At 33.7% G+C, this 23614-nt stretch carries 26 protein-coding genes; 19 read left to right on the top strand and 7 right to left on the bottom strand.

What is annotated here, in order from left to right:
* The first annotated feature begins 4 nt into the window (after positions 1-4).
* The 8 genes from Q0543_RS13655 (at position 5) to Q0543_RS13620 (ending at position 7844) form a co-directional block, all read left to right on the top strand.
* A complete protein-coding gene (locus Q0543_RS13655) occupies positions 5-532 on the top strand; it encodes an NADH-quinone oxidoreductase subunit I (protein WP_299254152.1) in 528 nt (175 codons plus the stop codon).
* A 2-nt stretch (positions 533-534) separates the two neighbouring features.
* Positions 535-1047, top strand: a complete 513-nt coding sequence (locus Q0543_RS13650; protein WP_299254150.1) for an NADH-quinone oxidoreductase subunit J — start codon at positions 535-537, stop codon at positions 1045-1047.
* A 5-nt stretch (positions 1048-1052) separates the two neighbouring features.
* Positions 1053-1343, top strand: coding sequence for an NADH-quinone oxidoreductase subunit NuoK (gene nuoK / locus Q0543_RS13645; protein ID WP_299254148.1), 291 nt, complete (start codon positions 1053-1055; stop codon positions 1341-1343).
* A gap of 19 nt (positions 1344-1362) precedes the next feature.
* Positions 1363-3276 carry an NADH-quinone oxidoreductase subunit L gene (gene nuoL, locus Q0543_RS13640; RefSeq protein ID WP_299254146.1) on the top strand — a complete coding sequence of 638 codons (1914 nt, stop codon included), beginning with the start codon at positions 1363-1365 and terminating at the stop codon, positions 3274-3276.
* A 14-nt stretch (positions 3277-3290) separates the two neighbouring features.
* Positions 3291-4754 (top strand): NADH-quinone oxidoreductase subunit M, encoded by a 1464-nt coding sequence (locus Q0543_RS13635; protein WP_299254144.1) that lies wholly within the window; start codon positions 3291-3293, stop codon positions 4752-4754.
* 18 nt (positions 4755-4772) lie between these two features.
* Positions 4773-6143, top strand: coding sequence for an NADH-quinone oxidoreductase subunit N (locus tag Q0543_RS13630; protein ID WP_299254142.1), 1371 nt, complete (start codon positions 4773-4775; stop codon positions 6141-6143).
* Entirely contained in the window at positions 6143-6796 is a 654-nt protein-coding gene (locus Q0543_RS13625; RefSeq protein ID WP_299254140.1) for a VTT domain-containing protein, read from the top strand. The genes Q0543_RS13630 and Q0543_RS13625 overlap by 1 nt, the downstream gene beginning before the upstream one ends.
* Positions 6797-6908: 112 nt before the next feature.
* Positions 6909-7844, top strand: a complete 936-nt coding sequence (locus Q0543_RS13620) for a TerC family protein (RefSeq protein WP_299254138.1) — start codon at positions 6909-6911, stop codon at positions 7842-7844.
* A 61-nt stretch (positions 7845-7905) separates the two neighbouring features.
* Here the strand turns inward: Q0543_RS13620 and dacB are convergent, their stop codons facing one another.
* Positions 7906-9330, bottom strand: coding sequence for a D-alanyl-D-alanine carboxypeptidase/D-alanyl-D-alanine-endopeptidase (gene dacB, locus Q0543_RS13615; RefSeq protein WP_299254135.1), 1425 nt, complete (start codon positions 9328-9330; stop codon positions 7906-7908).
* Positions 9331-9382: 52 nt separating this feature from the next.
* Positions 9383-9889, bottom strand: a complete 507-nt coding sequence (locus Q0543_RS13610) for a type 1 glutamine amidotransferase domain-containing protein (protein WP_299254133.1) — start codon at positions 9887-9889, stop codon at positions 9383-9385.
* A gap of 110 nt (positions 9890-9999) precedes the next feature.
* Here Q0543_RS13610 and Q0543_RS13605 point away from each other — a divergent pair, with 110 nt between their 5' ends.
* Positions 10000-10659: an outer membrane integrity protein gene (locus Q0543_RS13605; RefSeq protein ID WP_299254131.1), complete on the top strand. Its 660-nt coding sequence runs from the start codon at positions 10000-10002 to the stop codon at positions 10657-10659.
* A gap of 120 nt (positions 10660-10779) precedes the next feature.
* On the opposite strand, the gene Q0543_RS13600 is transcribed toward Q0543_RS13605, so the two are convergent.
* The 3 genes from Q0543_RS13600 to Q0543_RS13590 are packed head-to-tail and all read right to left on the bottom strand — an operon-like array spanning position 10780 to position 13145.
* Positions 10780-11400 (bottom strand): bifunctional nuclease family protein, encoded by a 621-nt coding sequence (locus Q0543_RS13600; protein ID WP_299254129.1) that lies wholly within the window; start codon positions 11398-11400, stop codon positions 10780-10782.
* A gap of 13 nt (positions 11401-11413) precedes the next feature.
* Complete coding sequence (locus Q0543_RS13595) at positions 11414-12379, bottom strand: electron transfer flavoprotein subunit alpha/FixB family protein (protein ID WP_299254126.1); 966 nt, start codon at positions 12377-12379, stop codon at positions 11414-11416.
* A gap of 34 nt (positions 12380-12413) precedes the next feature.
* The gene (locus tag Q0543_RS13590; protein ID WP_299254124.1) at positions 12414-13145 is read right to left on the bottom strand and encodes an electron transfer flavoprotein subunit beta/FixA family protein; all 732 of its coding nucleotides are present in this window, start codon (positions 13143-13145) and stop codon (positions 12414-12416) included.
* 157 nt (positions 13146-13302) lie between these two features.
* On the opposite strand from Q0543_RS13590, the gene Q0543_RS13585 reads away from it, so the two are divergent.
* The 8 genes from Q0543_RS13585 (at position 13303) to Q0543_RS13550 (ending at position 18432) form a co-directional block, all read left to right on the top strand.
* Complete coding sequence (locus tag Q0543_RS13585) at positions 13303-13623, top strand: hypothetical protein (protein WP_299254122.1); 321 nt, start codon at positions 13303-13305, stop codon at positions 13621-13623.
* Between the two features lie 119 nt (positions 13624-13742).
* Positions 13743-14354 carry a Pr6Pr family membrane protein gene (locus tag Q0543_RS13580; protein ID WP_299254119.1) on the top strand — a complete coding sequence of 204 codons (612 nt, stop codon included), beginning with the start codon at positions 13743-13745 and terminating at the stop codon, positions 14352-14354.
* Positions 14355-14542: 188 nt separating this feature from the next.
* Positions 14543-14848, top strand: coding sequence for a metalloregulator ArsR/SmtB family transcription factor (locus tag Q0543_RS13575; protein WP_299254116.1), 306 nt, complete (start codon positions 14543-14545; stop codon positions 14846-14848).
* Positions 14849-14852: 4 nt separating this feature from the next.
* The gene (locus tag Q0543_RS13570) at positions 14853-15656 is read left to right on the top strand and encodes a sulfite exporter TauE/SafE family protein (RefSeq protein WP_299254114.1); all 804 of its coding nucleotides are present in this window, start codon (positions 14853-14855) and stop codon (positions 15654-15656) included.
* A gap of 2 nt (positions 15657-15658) precedes the next feature.
* The gene (locus Q0543_RS13565) at positions 15659-17038 is read left to right on the top strand and encodes an MBL fold metallo-hydrolase (protein WP_299254112.1); all 1380 of its coding nucleotides are present in this window, start codon (positions 15659-15661) and stop codon (positions 17036-17038) included.
* Between the two features lie 19 nt (positions 17039-17057).
* A complete protein-coding gene (locus Q0543_RS13560) occupies positions 17058-17255 on the top strand; it encodes a DUF6132 family protein (protein ID WP_299254110.1) in 198 nt (65 codons plus the stop codon).
* Positions 17256-17259: 4 nt separating this feature from the next.
* Positions 17260-17556 carry a thioredoxin gene (trxA, locus tag Q0543_RS13555; protein ID WP_299254108.1) on the top strand — a complete coding sequence of 99 codons (297 nt, stop codon included), beginning with the start codon at positions 17260-17262 and terminating at the stop codon, positions 17554-17556.
* A gap of 366 nt (positions 17557-17922) precedes the next feature.
* The gene (locus Q0543_RS13550) at positions 17923-18432 is read left to right on the top strand and encodes a class I SAM-dependent methyltransferase (protein WP_299254178.1); all 510 of its coding nucleotides are present in this window, start codon (positions 17923-17925) and stop codon (positions 18430-18432) included.
* A 165-nt stretch (positions 18433-18597) separates the two neighbouring features.
* Here the strand turns inward: Q0543_RS13550 and Q0543_RS13545 are convergent, their stop codons facing one another.
* Positions 18598-19317, bottom strand: a complete 720-nt coding sequence (locus Q0543_RS13545; protein ID WP_299254106.1) for a porin family protein — start codon at positions 19315-19317, stop codon at positions 18598-18600.
* 214 nt (positions 19318-19531) lie between these two features.
* A complete protein-coding gene (gene dnaB / locus Q0543_RS13540; protein WP_299254104.1) occupies positions 19532-21070 on the bottom strand; it encodes a replicative DNA helicase in 1539 nt (512 codons plus the stop codon).
* A 224-nt stretch (positions 21071-21294) separates the two neighbouring features.
* Here dnaB and Q0543_RS13535 point away from each other — a divergent pair, with 224 nt between their 5' ends.
* Positions 21295-22671 carry a Mur ligase family protein gene (locus tag Q0543_RS13535; RefSeq protein WP_299254102.1) on the top strand — a complete coding sequence of 459 codons (1377 nt, stop codon included), beginning with the start codon at positions 21295-21297 and terminating at the stop codon, positions 22669-22671.
* Positions 22671-23522 (top strand): 3'-5' exonuclease, encoded by an 852-nt coding sequence (locus tag Q0543_RS13530; RefSeq protein WP_299254100.1) that lies wholly within the window; start codon positions 22671-22673, stop codon positions 23520-23522. The genes Q0543_RS13535 and Q0543_RS13530 overlap by 1 nt, the downstream gene beginning before the upstream one ends.
* Positions 23523-23614: the final 92 nt, after the last annotated feature.

The raw sequence follows: 23614 nt of genomic DNA, 5'->3' as shown, positions 1-23614 counted from the left end.
AGCCATGCAATTAACAAACAGATCAAAAGTAGTCGTTGATAAAAAAATGACTTTTATGGAGCGAATTTATATTCCTTCCATAGTAAGTGGCATGTTAATCACACTGTCTCACCTTTTCAAAAAGAAAGCAACGATTCAGTATCCAGAACAACAACGTGAGTTTTCTTTTGTGTATAGAGGTAAACATATACTAAAAAGAGACGAACAAGGAAGAGAAAACTGCACAGCTTGTGGCCTATGTGCAGTATCATGTCCTGCAGAAGCAATTACTATTGTTGCAGCAGAGCGTAAAAAAGGTGAAGAGCATTTATATAAAGAAGAAAAATATGCTTCTTTATATGAAATCAATATGTTGAGATGCATATTCTGTGGTTTGTGCGAAGAAGCGTGCCCTAAAGACGCAGTTTATTTAACAGAAGAATTGGTTCCTGCAGCGTTTAATCGCAAAGACTTCATTTACGGAAAAGACAAATTGGTTCAGCCTCTTGGTACAAGTGCGCACCCTAAGACATACAAGCCTTACAAAAAATAACAATGGGGAATATAATATTTTACATCTTATCAGGTATTACGTTATGCAGTGCATTTTTCGTAATAATTTCAAAAAATCCTGTTTACAGTATTCTATCCTTAGTAATAACCTTTTGTTGCATAACAGCACATATGCTATTGCTATCAGCAGACTTCTTAGCTGTCGTTAACATTATTGTCTACGCAGGCGCCATCATGGTTTTGTTCTTATTTGTAATTATGATGTTAAATTTAAATGAAGCGGTTACACAAGCGTCGAAACCATTTATAAGTAAGCTTGCAGCATTTGTATCGGGAGGATTATTATTAATTGCACTTGTATATCTATTAAAAGGACAAGATACAGGTGGTGTAGATTTGTCTAAATTAGATCCGAATTTTGGAAGCGCTCAAGAATTAGGGAAAATTCTTTTCAACGAATTTGTTCTTCCTTTTGAAATTACTTCTGTTCTGTTTCTTTCTGCAATGATTGGAGCTGTAATGTTAGGTAAAAAAGATTTAAAAGATAATAAATAAGACTTATGCATTATATCATACTCTGTTTAATATTATTTTCAATGGGTGCATTTGGCGTACTCTACAGAAGAAATATATTAATAATATTCATGTCTATTGAATTAATGTTGAATTCTGTAAACTTACTTATGGTTTACTTCTCAGCATTACACAACGACCAATCGGGTCAAGTATTTGTGTTCTTTATTATGGCTGTAGCTGCTGCTGAAATCACAATTGGTTTAGCAATCTTAGTTATGATCTTTAGACACATTGGCTCTATTAAAATTGATAGTTTAAAGAATCTCAAGTGGTAATTAAAAATACAATCGAATCATGATGGAATTTGTTTGGCTAATACCAGGACTACCCTTACTTGGCTTTCTGATATTAAGTTTATTTAATAAGTATATCCCTAAATCTGCATCGGGCTACATAGCTAGTGCAATGTTACTGGGTTCGTTCTTAGTTGTTTTATCGCTTTTAATTCCTGCTGTTTCAGGTACCTTGGTTGCAAAAGAACCATTCGTATTGTTCAATTGGATTCAAGCAGGGAATTTAAATTTGTCGTTATCGTTTCAAATAGATAATCTTTCTATTTGGTTTATGTCTATCATTACGGGTGTCGGCTTCTTGATACATATGTATTCAATTAGCTACATGCACGATGATGAAGGTGTAACGCGATATTTTTCCTACTTAAACCTATTCATATTCTCCATGTTATTGCTTGTTATGGGCTCTAATTTTGCAGTGATGTTTATGGGCTGGGAAGGCGTTGGTCTTTGTTCATATTTGTTAATTGGATTTTGGTTTAAAAATCAAAACTATAACGATGCTGCAAAGAAAGCTTTTATCATGAACCGTATCGGTGATTTAGGTTTCTTATTAGGTATGTTACTAATCTACCATCAATTCGGCACATTAGAGTACACTGCAGTTTTTGAACAGGTTTCGAAAATAATTAACCCGAATGAAATTTCAGGCGTACTGTTAGCGATCACCTTATTATTATTTGTTGGTGCTATGGGTAAAAGTGCTCAAATTCCTTTATACACATGGTTGCCAGATGCAATGGCAGGCCCTACTCCTGTTTCAGCATTAATACATGCTGCAACAATGGTAACAGCAGGTATATATATGATTGCACGCTCTAATGTCTTATACAGCATGGCTCCAATGACATTGGATATCATTTTTGTAATAGGAACAAGTACAGCAATATTAGCTGCATTGATTGGATTAACACAAACAGATATTAAAAAAGTATTGGCATACTCAACTGTAAGTCAATTAGGCTTTATGTTTATGGCTATTGGTTTAGGTGGCTATAGTGCAGGTGTATTTCATGTAACAACACATGCATTCTTTAAAGCATTGTTATTCTTAGGTGCAGGTAGCGTTATTCACGCAATGGGTGGTGAGCAGGATATTCGAAAAATGGGTGGTTTAATGAAAAAATTACCAATAACCTCTATCACATTTATTATCGCAACCTTAGCAATTGCAGGTATACCGCCACTTGCTGGTTTCTTTTCTAAAGATGCTATTCTAGCATTAGCATTTGAAGCAAGTCCACTAAAATGGGGTTTGGGAGTTTTTGCCGCATTACTAACTACGTTTTACATGTTTAGAATGTTGTTCTTAACATTCTTCGGAGAATTTAGAGGTACGCAACATCAAAAAGAACATTTACATGAGTCGCCTTTGTTGATGACAATTCCATTAATGATTTTAGCCGCATTAACACTACTTGCTGGATTTATTGAAATCCCTCACGTTTTTGTTCACGAAGGAAGTAATTGGTTTAGTCATTACTTAGCAGCTGCGCACGTTCCACTTCTTGAAGCATCCAGCATTTCTGCTTCAACTGAATTTGTACTAATGGGCTCAGCTTTAACCCTAGTTTTATTAGTAATACTTAGTACATACATTATATATGTAAGCAAAAAAACACTACCTGCGTCATCTGAAAGTGACTTGTCTGCATTGGATAAACTTTCTTATAATAAGTTTTATGTAGATGAATTGTATGACACAATTATATTGAAACCAATTGCATTCTTTTCAGATATTTTCCATAACATCATTGAAAAGAATTTCATAGACCGCATCGTTAATTTCTCTGGAAAATCCATCCAATGGAGTGGCAAGACAATTCGATTTGTCCAATCTGGAGATGTAAATACGTATACTATATTCATGGTAATCGGTATTGTAGTAATCTTATTTCTTAACTTTATTCTGTAATACATCCTTAGACAATGATTACAACGATTTTAATAATCTTACCTCTAGTTGCAGCAATACTTGTATATTTTGCAGGTCAACGTTTGGCTCCGACTATTGCCATTGCATCTACCCTATTGGAGTTTGCGATAGCTTTATATGCATACTTCAATTTTGAAGTATTAGCTGGTTGGAATTATGTTTTAGTAAAAGACTGGATCCCTTCATTAGGTATTAGCTATAATGTAGGTATGGACGGAATTAGTTTAATTTTGGTTATACTAACAAGCTTTTTATTCCCTTTAATTCTTTTATCAACTTTAACAAGTTCAGTAAAAGACAAACCTTCTTTTTATGCACTAGCACTCGTAATGCAATCTGCATTAATTGGAGTGTTTGTTGCTAAAGATTTATTCTTATTCTATATATTCTGGGAATTAGCATTAATACCGATCTACTTTATTTGTTTGATGTGGGGAGATGAAAACAGAAAATTTGTAACATTCAAATTTTTCATTTATACACTATTTGGTAGTTTGATTATGCTTGCGGCTATTATTTATTTATATTCTGTTGCTCCTGAAAAATCATTTGCGCTAGAAAATATTTACTTAACAAAACTTACAAGTCAAGAACAAGTTTGGATATTTGGAGGTTTGTTTTTAGCATTCGGCATTAAGATGCCCATCTTTCCTTTCCATACTTGGCAACCAGAAACATACACAAGTGCACCAATGGCCGGAACCATGTTATTAAGTGGTATCATGTTAAAAATGGGGGTATACGGAGTAATACGTTGGATTTTACCAGTTCTTCCTAACGCATTAATGGAATGGGGTTGGTTGGCTCTTTTATTGTCAATCATTGGTATTGTTTACGCTTCTATTATTGCAATTAAGCAATCTAATTTTAAAACATTAATCGCTTATGTTTCTATTGCCCACGTTGGTTTAATTGGTGCAGGGTTATTTACTAATTCTGTTGAAGGATTACAAGGCGTTATGGTGCAAATGTTTGCGCACGGTGTTAATGTGATAGGTATTCTATTTGTAATACAAATATTATTTAACAGAACAGGAACACTACAAATAAACTCAATGGGTGGCTTGAGAAATCAAATGCCTCAATTAGCTGTATACTTTCTCATTTTAATAATGGCGAATATTGCCTTGCCATCAACTAATGGGTTTGTAGGTGAATTTCTTTTATTTATAGGCGTATTTAATTATAACCCTTATTTAGCTGCACTTGGAGGATTAACAATCATTTTAGGAGCTGTTTATTTACTTAGTACGTATCAAAAAGTTATGTTGGGCGAGGCTAAGGCAGAATTCAACGTAGTAATGGATTTAAGTTTGCTAGAAAAAAGCATATTGATTCCCATTGTGATTGCAATATTTGCATTTGGTTTGTTTCCTGATATTATTTTAGATGTAACAGAACCCGCAATAAATGGAATTTTACACGCAGTAAATCATTCAATCCCAGTTGCAAACTAAGAGAACATTCAAAGCAATATGAACGCAATAATTCTTATATCCATTCTTGGTATTATATCCATGATGTCTGACTTTATCGGACTGAAAAAGTTTATCTACCCTATTATTCTTATTTCACTTGCAGGAATAATAGGATATAACATCTGTACTTTCTGGAATCATCCAGAATCACATTATGGTATGTTATTACATGACAATTTCTCTATCGCATTTGGTTCGTTACTACTAACAATTACTCTATTTTGGTTTTTACTGTCAAGAGAATCGTATAGTAAGGAAGAATTTAATCAAGGAGATCATTATGCTTTGATCTTATTTTCTACCGTTGGAGGTTTGTTATTGGTTTCATTCACCAATATGTCAACATTATTCTTAGGTGTTGAAATACTTTCTATCCCTCTTTACATTTTAGCTGGGAGTAGAAAAAAGGACATTCGTTCGGTTGAGGCATCTATTAAATATTTCATCCTAGGTTCTTTTGCTACGGGTATTATGTTATTAGGAATTGCATTGATTTATGGAGCTACAGGATCATTCGATTTGGCAACTATTAAAGCAGCCGCTTCTACAATGCCTATGTTCATGATAGGAATTACATTATTATGTATTTCATTTGCATTTAAAATTTCAGCTGTACCGTTCCATTTCTGGGTTCCAGATGTATACACTGGCTCCCCAACTTTCATTACTGCATTCATGTCAACCTTTGTTAAAGTGGCTGCATTTGGAGCATTCTACCATTTAATCGCAAGTACATTTACAGTAGTCCCAAGTTACTTAGGAGGTACATTTATAGGTTTATCAGCAATTACAATACTTGCAGGGAATATTGCTGCAACATTCCAAACAAATGTTAAACGTTTATTAGCATTCTCTGGTGTATCACAAGCTGGTTATATGCTTATGGTTTTCCCCTATTTGTCCGCTGGCTCTAAATCATCTTTATTTGTTTATCTAGTTGGTTATGGTATAGCAAATCTCGTTTGCTTCTATATTGTGAATGCAATTGAAAAAACCAAAGGTGATTCAGATATTGTAAGCTTTGCTGGCTTAGCTAAATCAAATCCACTATTGGCCTTTGTATTTACACTTTCATTATTTTCTTTGGCAGGTATTCCACCAGCAGCAGGCTTCTTTGGTAAATTTTACCTATTCAATGAAGTAATCAAGGCAGGTAATGTGTATTTAGTATTAATAGCTATTGTTGGATCAATAATCAGTGTTTACTATTACTTCAAAACCATTATTGTCATGTATAATAGTTCAGATTCAAACACTGTTAAAATTGAACTTGGGATAGCTAAAGTAGTTTTAGTTGTTATGTCAATACTTGTCATATTGATAGGCTTATTCCCTGACCTTCTTTTGCAAATTGGAGTAGAGTTATAATGGGATCAATTGCTGAATTTTATCATTTAATTACAAACCCAGAAGTTATTATCGCATCAGGAGGACTCGCATTGATCCTCCTGATTATTTTCGCTGAAAATGGAGTCTTCTTTGGCTTTTTTTTGCCTGGAGATACGTTATTATTTACAACTGGTTTATTATCTTCTACAGGTAAATTTGATGTCCCTATACTTACTCTATTAGTTACAATATCTTTGGCTGCTTATTTAGGAAGCTTCTTCGGGTATTTCTTTGGAGAAAAAGCGGGAAGCAAGCTTTTCACAAAAGATGATTCGATATTCTTTAAAAAGAAATACATGTTCGCGGCTGAAGCATTCTTTATTCGATATGGTGCGGTGGCTTTAATAATGGCGCGATTCCTACCAATCATTCGGACCTTTGCTCCCATCTTTTCAGGTATAATTAAATACCCGTACGGCAAATTCTTTTTATACAACATCATTGGTGGTACTTTATGGGTCGTAAGTCTGGTTTATGGCGGATATTTACTTGGGCAAATATTTCCTCAATCTAAAGACTACTTAGAATACATTATAATTGGTATTGTTATCGTTACATGGATTCCAGTAATTTTAACATATATTAAAGAGCGTAATAAAATTAAATCAAAAAAAGACGATCAAATCGATTAATTTTTATTCTTTCATCTTTTTAGATATTTTATACTTAAATAACTTTTGCCAATAAAGAATATTGGAGTAATTTTACATTTCGCATTATACTAAAATGTACTTATAACAGAACATGGAGAACGAAGCACTATTTTGGATTATATTCAACATTAGCATTTTAACACTTTTAGTACTCGATTTATTCGTATTCCACAGAGGAACAAAAGTTGTAACTACAAAGTCAGCTTTAATATGGAGTGCATTCTGGGTTGGATTAGCAATTGCATTTAATGTATTCGTGTATTTTTGGAAGGGTCGTGAAGCAGCTGAATTGTTTTTCACAGGCTATGTAATCGAAGAATCATTAAGTGTAGATAATTTATTTGTTTTCATGTTGATCTTTAATTATTTCAGAGTTCCTGTAGAGTATCAACGAAAAGTATTGTTCTGGGGAATAATTGGTGCATTAGTACTTAGAGGCTTCTTCATTATTGTAGGGATTGAATTAATAGAGCGATTCGATTGGCTATTATACATATTGGGTTTATTCCTTATGTATACAGGTATTAAGATGTTATTTTCCAGTAATGATGACGAAATGGATCCTGAAAACAATATCATTTTGAAATTAACCAACAAGTTTATGCGTGTCACAAAAACATACGAAGGAGATAATTTCTTTGTACGTAAAGATGGCTTGTTATATGCTACACCATTATTTATTGTTGTATTAATTGTAGAAAGTACGGATGTTGTTTTTGCTGTCGATTCCATTCCAACCATATTAGGAATTACAACAGACACCTTTATTGTCTATACATCGAATGTCTTTGCCTTATTGGGTCTTCGCTCTTTGTATTTCGCATTGTCCAGCGTAATGAAGTTGTTCCATTACATCAATTACGGATTGGCTGTCATATTATCATTCGTAGGTGTAAAGTTACTTATCCATGAGTGGTATGTTATTAACCATCAGTTTGCTTTATTATTTGTAGTTTCTGTCCTAGCAATTTCGGTATTGGCTTCGTGGCTTTTCCCTAAAAGAAATAATGAAGAATTAGATTTCTAAAAAAAACTCTTATAAAATAAAAATAGCAAAATAAACAGTTGCTATTTTTATTTTACAACTACTAATTACTCCTCATAATTTCCATTAAAGCAGTAGACAAGACGTGTTGCACCATCCGATTTTTCGCTTCATGTTTATTTACCATAAATGAAACTGCATACCTATTTCCAGAATTCGTTTGAACATAGCCCGAATAGCAGGTTGTACCGTTCATAGTACCACTCTTAACTCTTATTTTACCCTCTGAGCCTTTACAAATATGAGCTACAGTCCCTTGTAATCCAGCTATTGGTATACTCGTAACATATATGGTATTTAAACTCTTTGAAACTAAAAATTGAGTAAATTGATTTGGTGAAATACTGTTAAATGGCGACATTCCAGAACCGTCCCGCAATACCATGCCAATAGTATCTACATTTTTACTAGATAAGTATTTTTTAATATGATTAATCCCATTTTGAGCAGATCCAACTCCATTCATTTTAAATGAAATTTCTTTTAGCAGACACTCTGCATATAAATTATTGCTTACTAAGTTCGCATATGTACAAATTTCTTTAATCGTAGGCGATTTATGCTCAAAAACAATATTCATTTTAGATGTATTCATTTTAATATCATCCGATTGTACAATTTTAATAGTTCCTTTAAACACAACACCCTGCTTATTCATTTCTGCAATTAAAAGGTTGGCAAACAAGGTAGAAGGATCAGATATACTAGCCTTTACAGCGTATGCAGTACCCATAGGTATTGTACCTTCGCCAAAGAACAACGGATTATATGGTGAAGAATAGATAATAGATTTATCTCCAGAATTAGACACTCCTGTTTTAATATGATTTATAAAAGACCAACTTGAATCCCATGGAAGAATTGATTGTAAAGAAGTTATTCCTCCTACCTTACTAGAAGGCTTAAGCGTTATGACTGTTTGATTTTCATTTAAATTCAGACCAAAACTTCCAGCACCATAGTAATTCCCAATATCAGCCCATGTATAATCCATTGGTATGGGATTATATTCAAAATGTGTCGGATCAATCACAATTCTACCCTCGATTTGTGTGATGCCTTTCAATTTCAATTCGCTCACAATATTCCTCATGAGCAATTGATAGGATAAGCTACCATTCATTTTATCAGAACCGAGTGTAGGATCTCCCCCACCATTAATGACTAGATCACCTTTTAAAGAATGATTACTTATGGTATCAGAATAATATACCCTTGTTATGAAGCGATAATCTGCACCCAACAAATCTAAGGCTGCGGCAGTTGTAATGAGTTTTAAGTTTGATGCAGGAGTAAAAGAAAGTGTTCCGTTCCGCTCATATACAAGCTTGTTTGTAGCAACATCCCTGACAGATACACCAACAAATGAATGAATGAGTAAACTGTCGTTTAAAATAGTATTTAAACGATCTTTAATAGATACCTGAGCAATTAATGTAACTGACCAACTCCACAGGCTAAACAGCATAAAAATGCGCTTAAACTTCATATGTACCATAATACTTAAATCAAATTCTTGATTATAACTGTAACGCTTGAATAAACAATTTCATGTATTCAGGAAGATCTGGTGGCCGTTGAGCAGAAACAATATTTTTATCAACCATTGCAGGCACATCAAACCAGATAGCACCTGCATTCTCCATATCATCTTTAATTCCAGGTGTACTGGTAACCTTAATCCCCGATAATATTTTAGCCGATGCCAATACCCAACCCGCATGACAAATATGCCCAATTACTTTTTGGTCGGCATGCATTTCACGAACAATCTCTAGTACTTTAGGAGATCTTCTAATTTTATCTGGTGCCCAACCACCTGGCACTAGTAAAGCATCGTATTCAGAAGCATCCACATCTTCGTATGTAATGTCACTTAAAGCAGGCACACCGTACTTTCCAATATACTTTTCACCTTTGGTTGGCCCTGCTATAATAACGTCACAACCTGCCTCGCGTAGCCTTAAAATAGGATACCAAAACTCTAAATCTTCAAATTCGTGATCAATAAAAGACAATACTTTCATTTATTTTTAAATATTTATGTCAAACAAAATTTTAATATAAAACATTTTTTTTATTTTAGAGTATTAAATAACTTTAGTACAAGAGAATATTTTTATATCACTGACGAACCATGGCAAAAAAAGTAAAGAAAGTAGAGAAATCTTCAATGAAGAAAACTCTAAAAAAGGCTGAAAAAGCTGTTAAAAAAGTAGCTGCGAAAGTTGCGAAACAAGTAAAAAAAGTTGCTAATAAAGTAACAAAAAAAGCAGCACCTGCAAAAAAAGTTGCACCTAAAAAAGCTGCAAAAAAAGTAGTTAAAAAGGCTGTTAAAAAAGTAGCACCTGCAAAAAAGGCTGTTAAAAAAGCAGTAAAAAAAGTTACTAAGAAAGCAGCGCCAGTAAAAAAGGCTGTTAAAAAAGTAGCTAAAAAAGCTGTTAAGAAAGCAGCACCTGCAAAAAAAGCTGTTAAAAAAGTAGTTAAGGCTGCTGCTAAAAAAGGAACTGTTGTTAAAAAAGCAGTAACCAAAGTAGCTAAAAAAGCTGTTAAAAAAGTTGTTGCACCTAAAAAAGCAATAGCTAAGAAAGGCGCTGCACCTAAGAAGGCTAGCACACCTGCGAAAGCAGCTGCACCTAAAAAGTCTGCACCTAAAAAAGCTTCTACACCTGTAGCACCAAAAGTTGAAGAAGTAGAAATACTTACCTATACTGCACCTGTAGAAACTCCAAAGGTTGAAGAGGATGAAAAACCAATGGGTGATTTATTCTCACCAAATGACAATTCTATTTTCTAAAATCGAATTCAAATAAAATAAAAAAAACCTGTAACTGTGTTACAGGTTTTTTTTTCTACTATAAATAAAAAGCAAACTCAAGAACTTAAGTTTGCTTTTTATTTATAGTAGATTTGAATATTAATTGCGTTTATTTATTTCATCTCGCACACGTGCAGCCTTCTCATAATCTTCATTATCTATAGCTTCATCTAGCATCGATTGTAATTGATCTAATGACATGTTTTTCATTTGATCTTCTTTACCTGAGGAGGATAAATCTGGTTTTAATGAACCAACTGCAGCTTCCTCCAATTCTTCATCATCATCCCCTATTTCGTCTTCCATGTCATCATTTAAGACAATACCAGCTTCGGACATAATCGTTTCATAGGAGAAAATGGGCACATCAAACCGTAAACCAATGGCAATAGCATCGGATGGTCTGGCATCAATTTCAATTGTTTTAATTCCATCCGAACAAATGATTTTAGCAAAGAATACACCTTCTTTCAAATCTGAAATCACAATTTCTTCCACAACAAAATGGAACGACAATGCAAATGATTTAAATAAATCATGTGTCATTGGTCGGTTTGGAATCACTTTTTCAATTTCGATTGCAATTGCTTGCGCCTCAAACATTCCAATAATAATTGGCAATCGTCTATTACCATTCACCTCGCCTAAAACCAATGCAAACGAACCCGTTTGGGATTGACTCGAGGATAATCCTATAATTTCTAATCTAATTTTCTCCACTCTAATGATACGCTTATTTAAGCAATTTGGCAGCTTCAGTCAATTTCGGTAACACTTCAAATAAATCACCTACAATGCCATAATCTGCAGCTTTAAAGAACGGTGCTTCAGGGTCTTTATTGATTACAACTATACACTTGGATGAGTTCACACCAGCCAAATGTTGTATCGCTCCTGAAATTCCTATTGCAATATATAAATTTGGGGCTACTTTTACACCTGTTTGTCCAACGTGTTCATGGTGCGGTCTCCAATCCATATCCGAAACAGGCTTAGAACATCCTGTTGCAGCACCCAATGCTTTTGCTAAATCTAGTAAGAGTCCCCAGTTTTCAGGGCCTTTAAAGCCTCTTCCACCTGAAACCACAATTTCTGCTTCCGTTAATAATAACTCACCAGTCATTTTTTCCACATTCGTGGTTTTAACCTTAGTATCTGAATCAGTTAAGGAAAGAGCTAAAACCTCAACTGTTGCCTTCCCTCCCGTTTCAGTGCCTTGATACGCATTTTTTGCTAAGGTAATTACTTTAATGTCTGAGTTAATCGTTACCGTAGCAAAAGCTTTACCTGTGAAGATAGAACGTTTTACTTGAAACCCAGAACTTGTTTCTGGCAATTCAGTAACATTAGTCACCACCCCTGCCTTTAACTGTGAAGCCACTTTTGATGCAATGGAATCAACCAAGGTTGATTTTGGCAAAACCACTACTTTTGCACCTACTTTTTTGGCTGCTTCAATAACTGCAGCAGCTGTAGCTGAAGGATTGCTTTGGTTAAAAGCACCACCTGTAACATTCAATACCGAAGTTGCACCAAAATTACCCAAAGCAATTAATTGCTCTTGTGGAATATCACCAACTGCAATAACGGTAGCTGTCCCACCTAATTTAGATGCAACCTGAACACCGTAAGAAACGGCATCATGAGAAGATTTTTTAATTTCTGAGCCATTAGACTCAACATATATTAATACCGACATATTTTTTCTATCTAGAGTGAAACACAAATCAATTTTAAAGTACTTTAGCTTCGTTTCTTAATAAAGTTAACAACTCACCAGGATTAGCAGCATCAATCATTTTACAAGCGCCTTTAGGTGCAGGTAAAGAATAACTACCATATACGACATCATCAACTACGGATATGGGTTCTACAACTTTTAATGCTTTGGTTCTTGCAGACATAATTCCACGCATATTTGGAATTTTCCATTCAGCGATAGGCTCCTGACAACCAGCAACAAATGGTAAGTTACATTCTACGGATTCTTTACCACCTTCTATTTCACGACTCATTTTGGCAAGAGTCCCATCAATATCCAATTTCATTATAGGTGTAATGCAAGGCATACTTAATAAATCCGCCACTAATCCATGCACTAGGCCTCCATTATAATCAATTGATTCTCTTCCCATCAAAATCAAATCGTATGATTCTGATTTAGCTACTGATGCAATTTGAGCAGCAACAAATCCGGCATCTTTAGGAATAGCATTAATTCTAATCGCATCATCTGCTCCAATTGCAAGTGCTTTACGAATGGTGGGTTCTGTTTCGGCATCGCCCACATTTAAAACTGTAATGGTTCCTCCGTGTTGTTCTTTTAAATCTACGGCTTTTGATAATGCATATTCGTCATACGGGCCGATGATGAATTGTACACCAGAAGTATTAAAAGCATTATCTGTAAAAGAAATCTTGGAAGTAGTATCGGGAACGTGTGTGATGCAAACTAAAATCTTCATCGGTTGTATAGTTAATAAGTAACGTCTGAACTACCGTCGTTCATTCAAACTGAATTTATTTAATAAATTGACGGATACATTGCCATTCAATATATTATATTTAACTTGATTATATAGATAAAAGTTACATTTTTTATGTAATAATGACAATTAATTCATGAATAGATTAGACTATTTACTACAACTGCATCAAGAACAACCAAATGACCCGTTTATTATTTACGGTATTGCTTTGGAACATAAAAAGACGAATAGTACCGAGGGGCTAATATACTTTGAGAAACTATTAAACTCTTTCCCCGATTATCTTCCTACTTACTATCAAGCAGCGGAATATTTTACTGAAAACAATAAAATGGACACGGCATTAACCATTTACGATAAAGGTATAGAATTGGCAAGTTCATTAAATGAAATGAAGACACTTGCTGAATTAAAAAATGCCAAGCAAAATTTAGAGATTGATTTAATGGAATAAGGATTATTTATTAAGTTATATACTTTAAGGAAAGGTTAATAGTTCTGTGAATAGCGCAACGTTTATTTTAGTAAAAGAAATTCATTTCTACTTTTTCAATCATCTTTTAAAGCCTGTTCATGAAAAAATATTTTAGTCTTACAATTGCCCTTTTGGGATGGTTTGCAGTTATCACGCAATATATCTTAATGATGGAACATCGAATTGCGTCCATACCTGAAACAACCATTCGCTTTTTTAGTTTCTTTACAATACTTACCAATATACTCGTTGCTGTGTATATGACACAACTTTTTATTGGGTTTGTATCCAAAACAAAAAACTCGGCACTTCCAATAACGTATTTAACACAATTAACCGTTTACATAACCATCGTTGGATTCGTCTATCAAGTAGCACTAAGGCATATTTGGAATCCACAAGGTTTAGACAGAATAGTAGACGAATTGTTACATACCCTTATTCCATTAGCAATAATTATTTATTGGTATCTAGATGAATCCAAAAAGTATGACTCGTATAAAAATATTCCCAAATGGTTGATATACCCTGTATGCTATTTATTATTCATTCTTATTCGTGGTCACTTTTCAGTATATTATCCCTACCCATTTATTAACGTCAATCAAATAGGAATTCAATTGGCGGGTATAAATGCTGCATTATTAATACTATTCTTTATTATGATATCATGCCTATTCATTTTTTTAGGGAAAAGAATACGAAAATAAATTTACATACAGCTTTATTCATTTTTAGCTATTGAACAAATCGTTCGTCTTTATTATTATGCAAGACCCAATCGTATTTATTACTTATTTCAATATTTATAGAATTTAAGATGAATAATTTTTCTTTTTAATATATGAACCTTTTATATATGATAATATGTTCATATATTAGAATATAATTTCAGTATATGTCAAAACCACTTAAAATATCTCCGGAAAAGCTTGAAAAAGCAGCCTATATACTAAAAACCATTGCTCATCCATTACGCTTGAGCATTGTAGAGCATTTAACACAAAAAGAAGAATTATCGGTGAATCAATTGTGTGAACGATTAGATGCAGAACAATCTCTTGTATCACATCATTTACAAAACATGAAATTGAAAGGATTACTCCAAGCCCGAAAAGAAGGTGTTTCCGTTTACTATTCTTTAAAAGAAAAAGGCTTAAGTGAAATCATACGTTGTGTAGAAAAATGCAACTGCAACATGTAACAAAATGGAAATAGTAGCATTTATTGGTATATTATTTATGGGGATTGTTATTGGTCTACTAGGCAGCGGCGGTTCAATTATTACATTACCACTCCTAGTTTATGCATTGGATATGCCTCCATTATTAGCAACAACCTACTCCCTCATCATAGTTGGATTAACAAGTAGCTTTGGTGCGTTCACATATATAAGAAAGAAAGAATATGATTTAAAAATTGCATTATTATTCGTTATTCCATCCATTATAATTGTATTAATAACTAGAAATTATTTGATCCCTATGCTACCCAACTCTATTGATTGGGGAACTCATATACATATCGAAAAAAACAATTTAATCATGCTCTTATTTGGTGTATTTATGGTAGCGGCATTTTATAGTATGATTACAAGTTCCATTCAAAATAAAAACAGCTCAATTGCAGAAAAGAAATTAGGATTTATTCCATTTGAAGGAGCGCTCGTCGGATTTATTACAGGAATAACGGGTGCTGGAGGTGGTTTTCTAATTATACCATCTTTGGTTGTCGTTAATAAAACACCTATAAAAACTGCCGTTGGGACATCATTAATAATTATTACCATAAATTCACTTGTGGGGTTTGCAAGTGATTTAAATAGCATACATGTTGATTGGATACAAATAGTAAGTTATTCCTTTTTCTCTATTATAGGTGTAACAATAGGCAGCAGATTTAATCACTTAATTGAAGCTCAAAAGCTAAAAATTATTTTTAGCTGGTTCATCTTACTTATGGGAATCGCAATTATATATAAAGAAGTTATTACACATCAAGCAATACATTGAATATGAAAATCGAACAATTATACACCGGATGTTTAGCAGAAGCTGCTTACTATATCGAATCAGAAGGAGAAGCAATCATTATTGATCCCTTGAGAGATATTCAACCGTATTTAAAAAAACTAGAGCATAATAAAGCATCGTTAAAATATATTTTAGAAACACATTTTCACGCTGATTTTGTTTCTGGCCATATTGATTTAGCAGAAGCAACTGGTGCAACTATCGTTTATGGGCCAAATGCGGAGACTACATTTAAAAGTCATATTGCACACGATGGTGAAAAAATAAAGCTTGGAAAATTAATTATTGAAGTACTACATACTCCAGGACATACCCTAGAATCTAGTTGTTATTTATTATACGATGAACAAGGGAATAAACATGCGCTATTTACTGGGGATACATTATTTATTGGGGATGTAGGGAGACCAGACCTTGCCATTAAAAGCAATGTAACGAAAGAAGATTTAGCAGGAATGCTCTTTGAATCATTGCGCACAAAAATCAAAACATTACCTGATTCAATTCTTATTTACCCTGCTCACGGTGCAGGATCTGCTTGTGGTAAAAACATGAGTAAAGATACTTTTGATACACTCGGCAATCAAAAAGCAATAAATTATGCTTTAAAAGCAACAGACAAGAACACATTTATCCAAGAGGTTCTCGATGATTTACAACCTGCGCCCTCCTATTTCAGCATGAATGCATTGATGAATAAAGAAGGTTATGCAAATGTTACGGATGTTATTAGACAAGGAAGCATAGCCTTAGATGTACAAGCATTTGAGAACATGCAACAACAAACACATGCGTTATTATTAGATACTCGAAAACCGGAAGACTTTAAAAAAGGATTTGTACCCGGAGCCATAAACATAGGTCTTGATGGACAATTTGCGCCATGGTCTGGTGTACTTATTGGTACTACAGATCAACCGATCTTATTAATTACAGACGAAGGTAAGGAAGAAGAAACCATTATTCGATTATCGCGCGTGGGTGTGGATCTTGTGATTGGATATTTGAAGGGAGGTTATAATGCTTGGGCTGCAGCTAAAAAACCGAAAGATATCATTAAAACAATTTCTGCAGATGAATTTGTAAAGACGTTATCCTCTGAGACTAATATCATTGACGTAAGAAGAGAAAGTGAATTTGAAGTAGAGCATTTAGAAGCGGCTAAAAATCTTCCTTTAGATTACATAAATGATTGGACTTCTAACTTAGATAAATCTAAAACATATTATATTCATTGCGCTGGTGGTTATAGATCCGTTATAACAGAATCAATATTAAAGTCCAGAAACTTTACGAACATCATTGATGTTGAAGGAGGATATGGTGCAATAAAAACGGCCTTAGAAAACAAAAAGAACTAAATTAAAAGGTAGAACTTCTATGATGCGTATTTCAAAAACACTACGAAATACCCTATTGGGAATAGGATTGGGTGCACTTGCGGGGTTTCTATATTGGAATTTTGTAGGTTGTAGTAGTGGTCATTGCTTGATACAATCTGTTTGGTATAATTCAACCGCTTATGGTGCTGTAATGGGCGGATTATTAGTAAATTCATTTTCCAGCAAAAAAAAATAAGCTTATGTCTTCATTTAAAGAATTAATTCAATCTGAAACACCTGTATTGGTAGATTTTCATGCGACTTGGTGTGGGCCTTGTAAACAGCTTGCCCCTGTAATTGAAAAAGTAGCATCGAAGTTTTCAAATCGATTGAAAGTAATAAAAGTAGATGTCGATAAAAACGCATCTGCTGCACAAGCCTATCAAGTAAAAGGTGTGCCAACCATGATTTTATTTAAACAAGGTAAGGTTGTTTGGCGTGGTTCAGGTTATATGGATGAAGGCAAACTAAGTAAGACTTTACAGGCTTTTGTTTAGATAATTATGAGTTATGAATTTTGGATTAAATACTGATCGACTTCACTCGCTATCCTTAGCTCTAACCTCACGCCATTCTTTGACTGACGCGTTTCATTTTACAATCTATGATTATTATTTACGATATAGTCAAGACTAAAAAGACAGAAACATGCTTCGCTCAAGTCAATCGTCGGACAATAGTTTAGTTTTAGGCTTGTTCAGAAAACGAGCTTCAGAGATTCAAGAAAAAAGCACCTTAACATTTATAGCAGCATGAATGAACTAAATAACCATTCGAAGGAACATTGGAATACTATTTATTCAACTAAAAGTCCGAGTGAAGTAAGTTGAACACAAGAGACACCCGAGAGATCATTATATTTTATTCATAATACAAATCTATCTAAAGCAACTGCTATTATAGATATTGGAGGTGGTGATAGTTGTCTGGTCGATTATCTTTTAAAAGAAAATTACACAGACATTACCGTTTTAGATATTTCTGAAGAAGCCATTAATCGAGCAAAAATGCGTTTAGGTAAAAATGCGTCAAAAATAAAATGGATTGTATGTGATATAAACACTTTTTCTCCAACCCGAACATATGACATCTGGCATGATCGTGCGGCATTCCACTTTTTAACTCAGCCCAAAGATATTGAAAGGTACATTACTCTTATTAATTCTTATGTATCTTCGTTCTTTATCATCGGAACATTTTCAAAGAATGGCCCATTAAAGTGTAGTGGTTTAGATATAAAACAATACACTGGGCAAGACTTAGAAGAACTTGTAATAAAGAATTTTAATCTGGTCGAATATATGAATGAAGACCATATAACTCCATTCGAAACAGTTCAAAATTTCACATTTGCATTCTTTTGTAGAAATTAAACGTTAAAAAACGTTCTAAAAAAATCTATTATTGGCTGTATTAAAAATGGTTTCAATTTTTAGTCCACTTAAAATATAAGCAAAATAAATATATCTCGGATTGACGATGGATTGTCCTAATTCATTTAAAAATAATGTTATGCAATTGATTAAAATAAAGTTAAACTACTTTACTTTTCCTAAATTAATCATATAACCTATATTTAAAAAAGCACCTCTATTATTAATTTCATTCATTCCAAAAGGAAGGGAATATAGAAAGTTTGATTTATTCAAATTAGAAGCCCCAATCATATATTTTGCATCAAAAAACAAGTAACCCTTCCCAACATTCCTCGTCGCTCCTATCCCTACAATGCCGCCCCAATCAAATGTATTTAATTTTTCATCACCAAAGTTCAGATTTCTTTTAGATTTAGTTCCTGTTGACTTATTCGCCCCATGTATTAGAGATGAAATATAGCCGCCTGCTTTTACATAAACAGAATACTTATTAAAGGGGATGGTTAAATGGATAGTTAAAGGAAGAGATAAATAATCCAACCGATACTTCGCATCACCATCATGTATTAGTGATTGATAAATGGGATCGGTTTGATCAATGATACGATATAAAGATTGACTTCCGTCAATTTTAGTACCCATATTTAAATATGAAAGACCTGATTCTATAGCTATATTTTTATTCAATTTAAATAAAATTGGAATATCAATATTAAAACCAATTAAATTTTTACATTTAGCATTGTTGATTTTGTTCTTGTTGGAAACATCATGAGTTCTAAATTTTGTTATTGAAACTCCTGATGATGCACCTAGGTATATTTGGCCGTTTGCATACTCATTTAAAAAAAATATACAAATGACAATTAGAATTCGTTTCATTGTAGTGTTCTATTAATTTAAAATTAAATATAAAGTTTATTAATGAATTATGTATAAAATGAGGTTAAGTTTGAGAGTTGGGCAGAATTCCTTTATGAAAGGTTTATCGAGATTTAATATAAAAATTAGTCGTATAAGATATGCATAAATGCAAAGAGTCTCGCTAATTTCCGGGACTCTTTGCATTTATAATTCATAACTCATCACTTATAATTTAAAAAGGTGCCGGTCCATCGTCATCTCCACCAAAGTCATTCACTTTACTTCCTAACGATTGTCCATTAAAAAATTTATTTTGATCTCCACTCCAGTTGCTGTCTGTATCAATAAAATCTCCACCCAAATCCATAAACTTCGTATACTTTCCAATGTATTTTAGTTTAACAGTTTCAAGTGAACCGTTACGATGTTTTGCAATAATTACTTCACCTGTACCTGCTGTTGGATTACCTTCTTCATCCACATCAATTTTATAATATTCAGGTCTGTATAAGAACATAACAATATCCGCATCTTGTTCAATCGCACCAGATTCACGTAAATCAGATAGCTGCGGACGTTTATCTCCACCTCTGGATTCCACTGCACGACTCAATTGAGAAAGTGCAATAACGGGCACTTCCAATTCTTTCGCTAAGCCTTTTAAGGCTCGAGAGATGGCTGAAATTTCTTGTTCACGGTTTCCAACTCCACCTTTATTATTTGAGTCTGCCGTCATCAATTGCAAATAATCAATTATGATCATTTGAATATCATTTCTAGATTTCAAACGACGCGCTTTCGTACGTAATTCACGAATGGATAAACCCGGCGTATCATCAATATAAATGGGGGCTGAAGTTAATGGCGAAATCTTACTGTGCAATTGTTGCCATTCGTAATCTTCTAACTTACCTGTTTTGATTTTATAACTATCCAATTCTGCTTCAGAAGCAATCAATCGATTTACTAACTGAACAGCCGACATCTCCAATGAAAATAAAGCTACAGGCTTTTTAAAGTCTACTGCTGCATTTCGTAGTGCCGAAAGTACAAATGCAGTTTTACCCATACCTGGTCGAGCAGCAATAATAATTAAATCACTTTTTTGAAAACCAGATGTTACTCTATCCAAGTCTGCCATTCCACTAGGCACACCTGTTAATCCATCTGCTTGATCTTTCTTTTCAGCTAATTCCTTTAAAGCTTGACCAATCAAACTGCGCATTTCAGAATAATTCTTTCGAATATTTGCTTCAGAAACTTCGTATAAATCTTTTTCTGTTTTATCTAATAACTCAAAGACGTCTGTTGTGTCTTCGTACGCATCTTTATGTATTTTAGAAGCAATCGTAATTAAACTCCGTTTAATGGATTGTTCCGATACAATACGTGCGTGAAATTCAATGTTTGCAGCAGAACTTACTTTTGTGGTTAATTCCGTGATGTAATAGGCGCCACCAACAAATTCCAATTCAGCTTTAGAACGAAGCTGATTTACAACCGTTATCAAATCAACAGGTTCAGAACGATCAAATAATTCTAAAACAGCTAAATAAATTTTTTGATGCGCTTCTTTATAAAAACTTTCAGGCTTTAAAATATCTATAACCGAAGTTAAGGCATCCTTTTCAAGTAATAATGCCCCCAAAACAGCTTCTTCTACTTCAACAGCTTGAGGCGGCAATTTACCCATCCCTGTTAACAAATCATTTGCAATCGTATTTTTAGGTACAAATCCTGTTGCTTTTGTTCTCGATTTTCCAAACTCCATACCTCAAATGTACCCATTATTATGCGTCCATTTGTTGTGGGCACTTAACATTGTACAAACAAACGATTAACACCTTACCCACATATACAAAGCCAATCATTTATACGTCTTTACCCAAAATACACGAATAAACTACATACTTATCAACAGTATGCGTTTTCCTTTATTCACTATGATAATTTAATCATGAATTATTTTATTTTTGTTTTATACAAGAAAATAAAATGGGAAATACTAGAGTTCATTTCATAGCTATTGGTGGTGCTGTAATGCATAATTTAGCCTTAGCACTTCATCATAAAGGATATCAAGTTACAGGATCGGACGATGAAATTTTTGAACCTTCTAAAACAAGGCTTTCAGCATACAATCTCCTTCCGAAGGAAATGGGATGGTTCCCAGAAAAAATAACGACAGATTTGGAAGCTGTGATTTTGGGCATGCATGCGCGAAACGACAATCCTGAATTGTTAAAAGCGAAAGAGCTCGGCATAAAAATATATTCCTTTCCAGAATACATATACGAACAATCGAAGAACAAGCAACGCATCGTTATTGGTGGCAGTCATGGTAAAACAACCATCACAGCTATGATAATGCATGTATTAAAAACATACAATCGCAAGTTTGATTATTTAGTGGGTGCAAAATTAGAAGGCTTTGATACGATGGTTCAAATCACGGAAGATGCCCCAATTATAATTATTGAAGGAGATGAATATTTAACATCTCCATTAGATTTAACACCTAAATTTTTACATTATCACCACCATATAGGATTGATAAGCGGTGTAGCTTGGGATCACATTAATGTGTATCCAACATTTGAAGAGTATGTACATCAGTTTGATGCGTTTGCCGATTCAACCCCAAAGGGAGGAATATTAATTTACAGCGAATCAGATGACATTGCAACACTCATTGCAGGAAAGCCTAGAACGGACGTTCAAGCAATCCCCTATTCTGCTGAAAAAAACGAAATCATCAAGGGCATTACGTATTTATTAACCGATAAAGGTAAAGTTCCATTAGAAGTTTTTGGCAAACATAATTTAAAAAATATCAGTGCTGCAAAAAATGTTTGTATCAAAATAGGCATTACTGAAAAAATGTTTTATGATGCAATAAAAACATTTAAAGGTGCGGCGAATAGATTAGAAATTTTAGGTAGAACAGATACAAATGTTGTGTTTAAAGATTTTGCACACGCACCTTCAAAGTTAAAAGCAACTTCTAAAGCCGTAAAAAAACAATTCCCCGATCGCAACTTAGTTGCAGTATTGGAATTGCATACATTTAGCAGTTTAAACAAAGAGTTTTTATCTCAATATAGAGACACCTATAAATTACCAGATACCCCTGTAGTATATTTTAGTCCAGAAACAGTTAAACACAAGCGTTTGGAAGAAATTACGGAAGCCGATATTATGGAAGCATTTGCAAATCCTAAATTGAACGTATTCACAGATAGTAAAAAACTTGAAGAATTTCTATTCGAACAGAATTGGAAGAATAGCAACTTATTATTGATGAGTTCTGGAAACTTTGGTGGCATAGATTTAAAACAATTAACTTCTCACGTACTGAATCAACACGCATAATGATGGATCAATTACCTTTGTTCAATGCTGGAAATGCATTTAAAATGAAAATTAATAAACCGATTGCATTCTTTGATTTAGAAACAACGGGTGTTAACGTTTCTACAGATCGAATTGTTGAAATTAGCATTGTTCGCGTTTCACCACCAGATGAAAAAGTAGAAGTAAAAACATTCCGTGTAAATCCTGGCATGCCTATACCAGATCAATCTAGCGCGATACATGGCATTTACGATAAAGATGTAGCAGACAAACCTCCGTTTGCTGAAATAGCACAACAAGTAGCGCAATTCATGAAAGACTGTGATTTGGGTGGCTTTAACAGTATACGATTTGATATTCCTCTTTTAATTGAAGAATTTTTTAGAGCAGGAATTGAATTTGATATTTCAAAAAGAAAATTAATTGATTCTCAACGTATCTTCCATTTAATGGAGCCGCGTACGCTTGGAGCTGCATATAAATTCTATTGCAATAAGGAATTAGAAAATGCGCACAGTGCGGAAGCAGATACCTTGGCGACGTACCATATCTTAAAAGCCCAAATAGCAAGATATGCAGATAAGCAAGTAAAAGATGCGGAAGGGAAAATAAGCACGCCTATCAAAAATGACATGCAAGTACTACACGATTTTTCTGTAGGCAATATGGTAGATCTTGCTGGTCGCATGATTATGAGCGACAAAGGCGATGAATTATTCAATTTTGGAAAATATAAAGGATTAAAAGTAAAGGACACCTTACTAAAAGATCCGATGTATTATGATTGGATTATGAAAGGTGATTTCCCTCAAGACACGAAGAAAAAATTAACCCAAATCAAATTAAAGAACTTTGGTGGATTGAAATAATCGTCGTTTAAACAGAATCAAGTATATTAACAGTATATATGTCAATGTCGTTTAGTTAAGCGGATTTATAGCTAGAATTTGGATTAAATTTA

The organism is uncultured Cytophaga sp., assembly GCF_937863595.1.
Classification (GTDB): domain Bacteria; phylum Bacteroidota; class Bacteroidia; order Cytophagales; family Cytophagaceae; genus Cytophaga.
Note: the sequence above shows the minus strand (reverse complement) of the source record. Positions and strands in the feature narration are given on the sequence as shown.